This window comes from Catenulispora sp. GAS73 (genome assembly GCF_041262085.1).
Taxonomy (GTDB): Bacteria; Actinomycetota; Actinomycetes; order Streptomycetales; family Catenulisporaceae; genus Catenulispora.
Window position 1 is genome coordinate 102,369 of record NZ_JBGCCM010000039.1, and the last position, 9,466, is coordinate 111,834.

At 69.0% G+C, this 9,466-nt stretch carries 10 protein-coding genes; 8 read left to right on the forward strand and 2 right to left on the reverse strand.

All coding sequences use genetic code 11. The features are described from left to right. Positions 1–71: 71 nt before the first annotated feature. The 4 genes from ABH935_RS41525 to ABH935_RS41540 all read left to right on the forward strand — a co-directional run bounded on the left by ABH935_RS41525 (position 72) and on the right by ABH935_RS41540 (position 4,161). Positions 72–1,184, forward strand: coding sequence for a ThiF family adenylyltransferase (locus tag ABH935_RS41525; RefSeq protein ID WP_370383482.1), 1,113 nt, complete (start codon positions 72–74; stop codon positions 1,182–1,184). Beyond that, positions 1,181–2,467, forward strand: coding sequence for a hypothetical protein (locus ABH935_RS41530; RefSeq protein ID WP_370383483.1), 1,287 nt, complete (start codon positions 1,181–1,183; stop codon positions 2,465–2,467). The genes ABH935_RS41525 and ABH935_RS41530 overlap by 4 nt, the downstream gene beginning before the upstream one ends. Positions 2,468–2,608: 141 nt before the next feature. Then, entirely contained in the window at positions 2,609–3,187 is a 579-nt protein-coding gene (locus ABH935_RS41535; protein ID WP_370383484.1) for a PadR family transcriptional regulator, read from the forward strand. Next, the gene (locus ABH935_RS41540) at positions 3,181–4,161 is read left to right on the forward strand and encodes an NADPH:quinone reductase (RefSeq protein ID WP_370383485.1); all 981 of its coding nucleotides are present in this window, start codon (positions 3,181–3,183) and stop codon (positions 4,159–4,161) included. Before ABH935_RS41535 ends, ABH935_RS41540 begins: the two co-directional genes overlap by 7 nt. A 200-nt stretch (positions 4,162–4,361) precedes the next feature. Here the strand turns inward: ABH935_RS41540 and ABH935_RS41545 are convergent, their stop codons facing one another. After that, complete coding sequence (locus tag ABH935_RS41545) at positions 4,362–4,817, reverse strand: MarR family winged helix-turn-helix transcriptional regulator (protein ID WP_370383486.1); 456 nt, start codon at positions 4,815–4,817, stop codon at positions 4,362–4,364. A gap of 197 nt (positions 4,818–5,014) precedes the next feature. Between ABH935_RS41545 and ABH935_RS41550 the strand changes: the two genes are divergently transcribed. From ABH935_RS41550 to ABH935_RS41565, 4 genes are all read left to right on the forward strand, one after another. Beyond that, a complete protein-coding gene (locus tag ABH935_RS41550) occupies positions 5,015–5,749 on the forward strand; it encodes an SDR family oxidoreductase (protein WP_370383487.1) in 735 nt (244 codons plus the stop codon). A 36-nt stretch (positions 5,750–5,785) separates the two neighbouring features. Continuing rightward, positions 5,786–6,640: an LLM class flavin-dependent oxidoreductase gene (locus ABH935_RS41555; protein ID WP_370383488.1), complete on the forward strand. Its 855-nt coding sequence runs from the start codon at positions 5,786–5,788 to the stop codon at positions 6,638–6,640. A 56-nt stretch (positions 6,641–6,696) separates the two neighbouring features. Further along, the gene (locus tag ABH935_RS41560) at positions 6,697–7,314 is read left to right on the forward strand and encodes an NADPH-dependent F420 reductase (RefSeq protein WP_370383489.1); all 618 of its coding nucleotides are present in this window, start codon (positions 6,697–6,699) and stop codon (positions 7,312–7,314) included. Between the two features lie 94 nt (positions 7,315–7,408). Further along, positions 7,409–7,897, forward strand: coding sequence for a cupin domain-containing protein (locus tag ABH935_RS41565; protein ID WP_370383490.1), 489 nt, complete (start codon positions 7,409–7,411; stop codon positions 7,895–7,897). 167 nt (positions 7,898–8,064) lie between these two features. On the opposite strand, the gene ABH935_RS41570 is transcribed toward ABH935_RS41565, so the two are convergent. Then, a complete protein-coding gene (locus ABH935_RS41570) occupies positions 8,065–8,976 on the reverse strand; it encodes a DUF72 domain-containing protein (RefSeq protein WP_370383491.1) in 912 nt (303 codons plus the stop codon). Positions 8,977–9,466 lie beyond the last annotated feature (490 nt).

Below are 9,466 nucleotides of genomic sequence, written 5' to 3' on the forward strand. Positions count from 1 at the left end.
AGGTCTCGACCGCCCCTGGGGCGGCCGAGACCTTCCGTCTGCCGCACCGAGCAGCGAGGACTGGAGTAACCATGGGGTTGGCATTCAAGTTCGGCCACGAGCCGGAGCTGCGCCCGGACGGCGCGGTCTGGATCGGGCCCAACCTGCCCGGCCGGGCCACTGAGCTGCGCGAGGAGTCCGGTGCCCTGTGGGAACTGTGCGGACTGCTCGACGGCACCAGGGACCGGGCCCAGATCGTCGACGAAGTCCTCGCATCGCGCACCGACGTCACGGCCCCGCAGCTCGGCGAGATCCTGGACTATTTCCTCCGATCCGGCTGGCTGTTCGACACCGGCGCGCCGGTCCCGCCGGAGCTGACCGACCGCGACCTGGACCGGCACAGCCGCGGTGCGGCCTTTCTCTCCTCCGTCGACTTCCGCCCGGAGAGCACCGGATATGGCCTGCAGGCCGGGCTCAAGGCGGCCAAGGTGGTCGTCCTGGGGCTGGGCGGCGTGGGGTCGGCCGTCGCGACGGGCCTGGCCGCCTCCGGCATCGGACGCCTGCACTGTGTGGACCACGACACGGTCGAGCTGTCCAACCTCAACCGTCAGGTGCTCTACACGGAGCAGGACATCGGTGTCGCCAAGGTCGACGCCGCGGTCAAGCGCCTGCGCTCGCTCAACAGCGACATCGAGATCACCGGCGCCGACGCGTTGCTCGACGGTCCGCAGTCGCTGGCGCGCGAGTGCGCGGGCGCCGACGTCGTGGTCCTGTGCGCGGACACGCCGCAGGTGATCATCAGGGAATGGATGGACGAGTTCGCCTTCGGGCACGCGGTCCCCTGGCTGTGCGCACACTACAACGGGCCCAAGTTCTCCACCGCCGCCTTCATTCCGGGGAAGACGGCGTGCCATTCCTGCCTGCGCGCCACGACAGCGGCGAAGCAGCGGATCGACGGCAGGAGCCCGGAGTTCCCCGCCTTCGTCGGCGCGCCGGCGACGCACCAGGCCGTGCTCGCCCCGTCCGCGCAGATCTCGGGTTACTACCTGGTCATGGAAACCATCAGGCTGCTGGCCGGGCTCGAAGTGCAGACGGCGGGCCGGGAGCTGTGCCGCTTCCTCACCGACTACGAGCAGTACTACTACCTGGAAGCCGAACCGCAGGCGGACTGCGCGGTACGCTGCGGCGCGCTGCTGGGCCGATGACGGTCGAAGAAGCGGTCGAAGAAACGGTCGAGCCGGGTCCGGCCCTCGGCAGCGGCAGCCGGCTGTCGCTGCATCCGCTCGCCTCGCGGCGCGACGGAGAAGACTGGATCGTCGGGCGCTCGGACACGGGTGACTTCGTCGCCCTTCCCGACGTGGCGGTCACCCTCATCGACGCGCTCCGTCAAGGCCGCACCGTCGGCGAGGCCAAGCAGGCCGCCGACGCCGCACACGGGAGCGACGTCGACGCCCTCGACTTCTGCCGAAGCCTGATCGAGCTGGGGTTCGTCGCGGGTGTCGACGGCATCGAGCTCGACGGCGGCGAGCCCCGGGCGCCGAGTCTGCGCCGGCTGCGGGCGGGCCACGTCCGGTGGCTGGTCAGCGCGCCCGCGTGGCTGACGGTGCTGGTCGTGACGGTCGCCGGGTTCTGCTACGCGGCGGCGTCGCACGCGCTGCCCGGGCCCGCGGACTTCTTCGTCGTCCACGACCAGGGTGTCAACCTACTGTTGATCGCGGCTATCGGGATGAGCATGGTCGCTCTGCACGAGTTCTGCCACCTCGCTGCAGCGCGCGCCGCCGACGTGGACGCCTGGCTCGGCTGGGGCACACGGCTCGCGTTCCTCGTCGCGCAGACCGCCGTTCCCGGGCTGTGGATGGCGCCGCGCCGCGCCCGCGTCAAGGTCTACGCGGCAGGCATCGCCTGTGACCTGCTCATCGCCGGGTGCGCGGCAGCCGGGGCCGGCGCGGCGGGACCGGCTTCTCCGGCCGGGCGCGTGCTCGAAGCGGTCAGCGTCAACGGCGTCGTGAGCGTGCTCCTGCAATTCGAGCTCTACATGCGCACCGACGTCTATTTCGTGGTCCAGGATCTGTTGGGCTGCAAGCGATTGTTCGACGACGCCACCGCGTATCTGGGCTACGTCGCCGCGCGACGCCTGCGCCGAGCGGGGAGCGCCGGGCGCGAGGATCCGCGCCTGTCCATCCCGGCCGCCGAACGCCGATCGGTCACGTGCTACGCCTGGTTCGTCCTCGTGGGCAGCACGGTGACGCTGAGCCTGTTCGCGTGCTACGGAATCCCGGTGGTCTTTCACGTGTACGCGCTTTCGATGCGGGAACTCGCCGACGGACTCGGCGGCGGCCATCCGCTGACGGCGCTCGACGGGGCGTGCGCACTGCTCGCCACCGCTCCGTTGAACCTCATCCTGCTCCGCGCCCTGCTGCGCAGGCACGGTCCACGTCTGCGAACAGTGTTTCGCCGGGTTGTGTCGGATCCCGCGGCACGGCCTTGACCCACGCCGTCCTGTGCTTGATGCGAACTCGGGGCCGGCCTGAGCCGACGTGGACTGTCTGGCACGAGGTGCTGCGGCCCACTCGGCCAAACCTCACATCGATTCGATGCGAACATCGAATCGATGTGGCATCCTTGAAGGGTGCTTGAACTCGCGATCCTCGGATTCCTCGCCGAAGCCCAACTACCCGGTCACGAGCTGCGCCAACGTATCTCGCGGCTGACCGGCTACAGCCGTCCAGTCAGCGACGGCACCCTCTATCCGGCGCTCAACCGGCTGACCAAGGCTGGACTGATCGAACGCACGCCGGCCCCTGAAGGGGGCAGTGGCCGGTACGTGCTCTCGCTGACCGACGCCGGACGCCAGGACATGGTGCGGCGGCTTCGTAAACCGGCCGAGCACGAGATCACCGACTTCGCCCGCTGGTTCACGATCCTGGCGTTCCTGTCGCTGCTGCCCGACGTCGCCGAACGGCACGCCGTGCTGCGCCGCCGCCTGGCGTTCCTGGAGGCGCCGGCCAGCTTCTTCTACGACGGCGACACGCCGCTGCGTGCCGAGCAGGTCGCCGATCCCTACCGGCGCGGGATGATGATCACCGCCCGCGCCACCAGCCGCGCCGAACGGGCCTGGCTGCACGAAGCCCTCGGCGACGACGACACCCCGACCACCGCCGGGCAACCGTCTAGCCGCACCCCCGAACAGCGAGGAACGACATGCTAGCCGCCTGGTACGACCAGCAAGGTTCGGCTGCCGATGTGCTCCAGGTCAGCGAACTTCCCGACCCCGCACCCGGCCCCGGCGAGGTCCGCGTCCGCGTCGCCGTCTCCGGAGTGAACCCCGGCGACACCAAGAAGCGTCGGGGCTGGACCGGGTCGGCGATGCCTTATCCGCGGGTGATCCCGCACAGCGACGCCGCCGGCGTCATCGACGCGGTCGGCGACGGGGTGGACGCCCGCCGGGTCGGGCAGCGCGTCTGGGTCTACGGTGCCCAGTCCTACCGAGCCTTCGGTACCGCCGCCCAGTACACCGTCGTCCCCGGCGACCTCGCCGTCCCGCTTCCCGACCATGTGAGCAACGACCTGGGCGCGAGCCTGGGGATCCCCGGCATCACCGCCCACCGCACCGTGTTCGCCGACGGCCCCGTCGACGGCAGACTCGTCCTGGTCAACGGAGTTCTCGGCGGAGTCGGCTCACTGGCCGCACAGCTCGCCCGCTGGGGCGGCGCCACTGTCATCGGTACCGTGCGCCGCAGCGAGGAATCGCACCGCATCGATGACACGGTCATCTCCCATGCCGTGGCCCTCGACAGCAGCGACCCGGCCGCAGCCATCCGCTCCCATGCGCCGAACGGCGTGGACCGGATCATCGAAGTCGCCCTGTCCGACAACGCAGACCTCGATGACGCCGTCGCCGCGAACGGCGCGACCATCGCCGCCTACGCCACCCGCGCCGACCGTACCGAGATCCCGTTCTGGACCCTGCTGTTCAACAACGTCACCCTGCGCCTGCTCGGCAGCGACGACTTCCCCGCCGAGGCCAAGCGCCAGGCGGCCCGCGACCTCACCGCCGCAGCCGCGGTCGGCGCCCTCACTGTCGACATCGGAGACCGCTACCCCCTGGCCGACATCTCCAAAGCCCACGACCGCATCGACGCAGGCGGACGAGGCCGCGTCCTGATCGACATCCCTCGATGACGAAGCCCCGACAGGTTCGACCGGAACCCATCAGCGAATGTGATCGTTTCCGGTAGGTGTCGCAGGGCTTTGCCGTGGTAGGCGCCATCGGCCACCACGTCCAGTGACAGGTCCAGGCACACGGCCGGCAGCCGGACCACGGACGCGGCCACCGGGAGACGTACAGCGATCAGGTCAAGTCGCGGTTCCCCAGATGCCGCCTACTGCTTTTCGAGCTTGGCCCAAATCCGGGTGATGGCGGCGATGTCATCGTCATCGAGGGGATCGACAAAGTATTTCTTCACTGCTCCTTCGAACGTTCGCTTGATCGTCTCGGCGAATCGCCGTCCGCTCTCGGTGAAGCTGATCAGCGATACCCGTCCGTCGCCCTGATCGGCGTTGCGCTGCAGGTGTCCCGCGTCGATGAGGTCCTGGACCAGCCGTGATGCCCTGGTGGGGCTGACGCTCACAAGTTTGCCGGCCAGGGCTCGGACCGACTGCGGCTCGGTGTCCAGGAGCCAGCACAGGATCTCGACGGAACTGAAGGAGATCTTGTGCTGCTCCGTCAGCACAGCGTCGATCCGCCCGGTGACCGTGGCGTGCGTGAAGAGTAGGGCAAACCAGCCGTTGACCTGGTCCGGGGAAATGATCTGCGGCTGCGACACGGGTGCCTTCACACCAGGCAGCATACCTCAGGACCGGATGCCCTCCCATCTAGATGCGCGCGCACGCATCTGCTACGGTGGGTATGTAGTTGCGGAAGGGGAAATCAGCCTCGTTCGCAGAGTTCTGCCAGGACCGGCCGCGGATGCCTCGAAGACGGTGGCCTCGCACACCGGGCGGCCCGGCGGCCGACAGAAAGGTAACGGTCACCATGCCCAAACTGGATGGCAAGGTCGCAGTGATCACTGGAGCGACGTCCGGGATGGCGTTGGCGACGGCCAGGTTGTTCGTCGCCGAAGGCGCCCACGTGTTCATCACCGGACGAGACAAGGCCAGACTGGACGAGGCGGTCGCCGCCATCGGCCACGACGTGACGGGTGTGCAGGCGGACTCGGGAAGTCTGCACGACCTGGCCCACTTGGCCGAGACCGTGCGAGAGCAGCAAGGGCGAGTCGACGTCCTGTTCGCCAGCGCCGGCCTCGGCTCGGTGTCCGACCCGCTGGGCAGCATCACCCCAGATGCGTTCGACGCGCTCGTGGGGGTCAACTTCCGAGGCACTGTGTTCACCGTTCAGTACCTGCTGCCGTTGATGAGCGACGGCGCGTCGATCATCCTGAACGGCACGACCAGCGCGACCAAGGGCATCCCCGGCGCCGGGGTGTACTCGGCGAGCAAGGCGGCCGTTCGCTCACTCGCGCGCACCTGGGCCGCCGAGCTGAAGGACCGCGGCATCCGGGTCAACGTCGTCAGTCCCGGCTCGATCGACACCGCGCTCTTCAGCACCGTCGGCCCCGAATTCCGGGAGCAGATCACCTCCGCCATACCGCTGGGACGGCTCGGGACCAGCGAGGAGATCGCGTCCGCCGCACTGTTTCTCGCCTCGGCGGACGCCAGCTTCGTCACCGGCGCGAACCTGGTCGTCGACGGCGGGTTCAGCCAGATCTGACGCCAAGCGAGTTCGCCGCTGCTGAAGGAGACACCGATGCCTGACTATGGTCATCCTCTGCGTTTCGCCACGTTCATCTCACCCTCCAACTCCCCAGCGCACCGTCCAGTCGAATTGGCGCAGCTCAGTGAGCGGCTCGGTTTCGACTTCGTCACCTTCCAGGATCATCCCTACAAGGCCGACTTCCTCGACACCTGGACTCTGCTGAGCTGGGTGGCCGCGCGGACCGAGCGCATCGGCCTGGCAGGCAACGTGCTGAACCTGCCGCTGCGCCAGCCCCCGGCCGTGCTCGCCCGCGCGAGCGCCAGCCTCGACCTGCTCTCCGGTGGACGAACGAGCCTCGGGCTCGGCGCCGGCTTCTTCTGGGACGCCGTGCAAGCCGCCGGCGGACGGCGGCTCACCCCCATACAGGGCGTGACGGCCCTGGGCGAGGCAATCGACGTGATCCGCGGGACCTGGGACGCCGACGGGCCCGGGACCCTCGACGTCGAGGGCGAGTTCTACCAGGTCCGCGGCGCCGAGCGCGGCCCCGCCCCCGCACACAAAATCCCGATCTGGCTCGGCGCCCAGAAGCCGAAAATGCAGGACCTGGTCGGACGCAAGGCCGACGGCTGGCTGCCGTCGCTGCCCGCCATGGAACCCGGCGGCCTGCCCGAAGGAAACGCCATCATCGACGACGCCGCACGAGCCGCGGGCCGCGACCCCCGCGACATCACCCGTCTGCTCAACATCTTCCCGGGCCAGCAGACCGCGGAAGAACTAGCCCGGATGACCATCGAGGACGGTGTCAGCATCTTCATCCTGGCCAGCGACGACCCGGACACACTCCAACGCTTCGCCGCCGAGACGATCCCCGCCGTACGCGATCACGTCGCCCGGGGGCGCACATAACGGCCGACCGACTCAGACACAGACTCATACACAGACACGACGGAGGAACACGCACCATGACCACCATCAGCATCCTCGGCTCGGGCAACATGGCCACCGCCATCGGCACCCGAGCGGCCCAGCACGGTCACACCATCGAGATCATCAGCCGCGACACCGCCAAAGCTCAGGCACTGGCCGACCAGATCGGCAACGGAGCCACCGCCGCACCATTCGGCGCGACACCGCTCGGTGACATCGTCATCGTGGCCATCCCCTACACCGACACGGTTTCCGCGGTCGCGAACTACGGTGAGCCACTCGCCGGCAAGATCCTCGTCGACATCTCCAATCCGTTCAACGCCGACGCCAGCGGACTCGCGACCACCCCGGGCAACTCGGCGGCCCAGGAGATCGCCGCTGCCGCTCCCGAGGACACGTCCGTCGTGAAAGCGCTGAACACGATCTTCGGCCACGTCCTCGCTCAAGACACACCGCTCGACGCGTTCCTCGCAGGCGACAGCACCGAGGCGAAGGCACAAGTCGCCGCGTTTCTGCAGAGCATCGGCTTGCGGCCCCTCGACGCGGGCGGACTCCAGATGGCCTCGGTCCTCGAATGGACCGGCATCCTGCTGATGGGTCTGGCGCGAAACGGCGCCGGCTTCAACCTCGCCCTCGGCGCGGAAGTCCACTGAAGATCTCCTCTGGGTCCGGGCCGGCGACTCGTCCTGCCGCCCAGACCCAGAGAGGCCACATCACCCGGCGTTTTTACCCAGAAGGGAAGACCTCATGAGCTACCTGCCTAATGGGGCGATCGTCCTGCCCGCCGACGAGGGTCGGCCGATCCCCGGTGACGGCGTGATGATCCCCAATCTGATGGGGAAGGTCGCCGCCGATCAGGGCTCAGGCTCCATCGCCGTGATGGAGGGGACGGCGGAGCCTGGCTTCGGCCCGCCTGTTCATATCCATCACAGCAGCGAGGAGCTTTTCTATGTCCTCCAGGGCCAGATGGACTTCCAGGTCGGCGACCAGCGGGTAAGCGCCACGCCGGGCACGCTCGTCATGGTGCCGCGCGGAACGGTCCACGCGCCCCTGGTGGTTGGACGCGAGCGGGCGAGGTTCCTGGTCATGTTCGCGCCCGCCGGCCCGGACGGGCTGTTCTACGAGATCGCCGCCCTCGCTCAGGAGAACGGCGGGGTCATCGATGACAATGACCCGCGCGTCGAGGCGCTCACAGTCAAGTACGACACGGAGCATGTCGGGCCCCCGCTGCAGTAAGCCGAGTTCGGGCGTCGGCCACGCGGCGTGCGGAGTACGGAGTACGGGTCGAGGCCGGGGATCTGTGAGCGCGGCCCGTGGATCGTGACCGGTGGCAACCCGGAAGCCCGAACCACACCGGCCAAGTCTGGCGTGTCTTCGTCATCGGAACCACCTGCTGACCAAGCTCACTCCGTCACCTCCGGCTTCGGCAGCCCTCCCGACACCGCCTCCGCCGGGTCGAGCTGATCGCGCAGCGTCGCCGCGGCCCGCTGGGCGATGCCCGCGCAGCACGTGTTCACCACGACGTGGACCTCCTCGGCGGTCTCGCCGAGACGGCGGCTGCGCTCGGCCCAGGCGGCCAGCTCGGAGGCTGAGTATTCGTAGCGGTAGCGCTCCTCCTTGCCGCCTCGCGACCAGGCGGCGCTGTGGCCGTGCAGGCGGATGACCGCTCGGTTGGCGGTGACCGCGAGCAGCGGAGGCACTGCGCCGGGATGCGACTGGGACATGTCAGCACACACATAGGCGGCGCCGTGGTCGCGCAGCAGCTGCCATGTCCGTTCGCGCTGCTCCGGCGCCAGCCACGAGGCGTGCCGGAACTCCACGGCCGCCGGCAGGGATCCACAGTGCCGCAGCGCTGCGTGGACCGACGACAAGCCGGCGGGGTCCGCCCGACAGCTCGTGGGAAACTGCAGGAGCACGAGTCCGAGGATTCCGGCTTCCCGCAACGGCCCGAACGTCTGGTGGAATCGGCGCCAGAGTTCCGTGACGAGTTCGCCCGGGGCCGACGACGCGGTCAGCCAGGGGCCGCGTATGCGGGTCCTGAGATCGGCGGGCAGGGTCGCGACGCGGGTCCGGTGGCCGGTGAGCAGCGAGTACGCCTTGACGTCCATGGTGAAACCGTCGGGCACCGCGTCGATCCACCCGGTCACCGTCGCCGCGCTCGGCAGCGCATAGTACGGCGCGTCAGCCTCGACGAGGCGGAACTGGCCGGCGTAGTAGCGCAGCCGGCCCGCCGCGGTCCTCGTCCCCGGCGGGTACCAGCCGCTTCGTATCAGACTCGCGTCGGCCCATCCGGCGGTCCCTGTCAGGATTCGCATACTCCCTACCTCCCGGTCGCGATGGCCTCGCACCATGTCCACCGGGTTCGGTGTCAAACGCGTCCCGGCGCCCACGCCTCGGCCTGGTTCGGCCCCGGGCCCGCCGACATCGCGCAACACCACGCGCAGCTCGCGGTCCCGATGGGGAGAAACGGCACGGCCTACCGTGGCCGACGCCGTACCACACCGCGGGCCGCGATCCGGCTCGGCGCGGTCGCACCGCGCTCGGTCGTCGCGGGCATCGGCGGCGCCGTCATCGTCGGGCCGTACCCAACGGCGCGGGCACGAGCCTCGATCGCGACTTCGCGTACTTCCAGGGCGCCGACACCACCTCGCCGTGGCTGGTGCCCACATCTGTCAGGAAATATGGCGCCCCTGCTTGATGTGTGGGTGTTGGTGGCCGGGGTGTGGTGGGTGCGGTTTGTTGGTGGGTTTTAGGAGCTTTTTAGGCGCCTCTGACTTATGTGTGGGTGGTTCGGCCGGGTAATGG

What these genes read in the sequence shown, in the direction of transcription:
- ABH935_RS41525 (WP_370383482.1), top strand. Translation starts at nt 72, where the DNA reads ATGGGGTTGGCATTCAAGTTCGGCCACGAGCCGGAGCTGCGCCCGGAC.
- ABH935_RS41530 (WP_370383483.1), top strand. Translation starts at nt 1,181, where the DNA reads ATGACGGTCGAAGAAGCGGTCGAAGAAACGGTCGAGCCGGGTCCGGCC.
- ABH935_RS41540 (WP_370383485.1), top strand. Translation starts at nt 3,181, where the DNA reads ATGCTAGCCGCCTGGTACGACCAGCAAGGTTCGGCTGCCGATGTGCTC.
- ABH935_RS41550 (WP_370383487.1), top strand. Translation starts at nt 5,015, where the DNA reads ATGCCCAAACTGGATGGCAAGGTCGCAGTGATCACTGGAGCGACGTCC.
- ABH935_RS41555 (WP_370383488.1), top strand. Translation starts at nt 5,786, where the DNA reads ATGCCTGACTATGGTCATCCTCTGCGTTTCGCCACGTTCATCTCACCC.
- ABH935_RS41560 (WP_370383489.1), top strand. Translation starts at nt 6,697, where the DNA reads ATGACCACCATCAGCATCCTCGGCTCGGGCAACATGGCCACCGCCATC.
- ABH935_RS41565 (WP_370383490.1), top strand. Translation starts at nt 7,409, where the DNA reads ATGAGCTACCTGCCTAATGGGGCGATCGTCCTGCCCGCCGACGAGGGT.
- ABH935_RS41570 (WP_370383491.1), bottom strand. Translation starts at nt 8,976, where the DNA reads ATGCGAATCCTGACAGGGACCGCCGGATGGGCCGACGCGAGTCTGATA.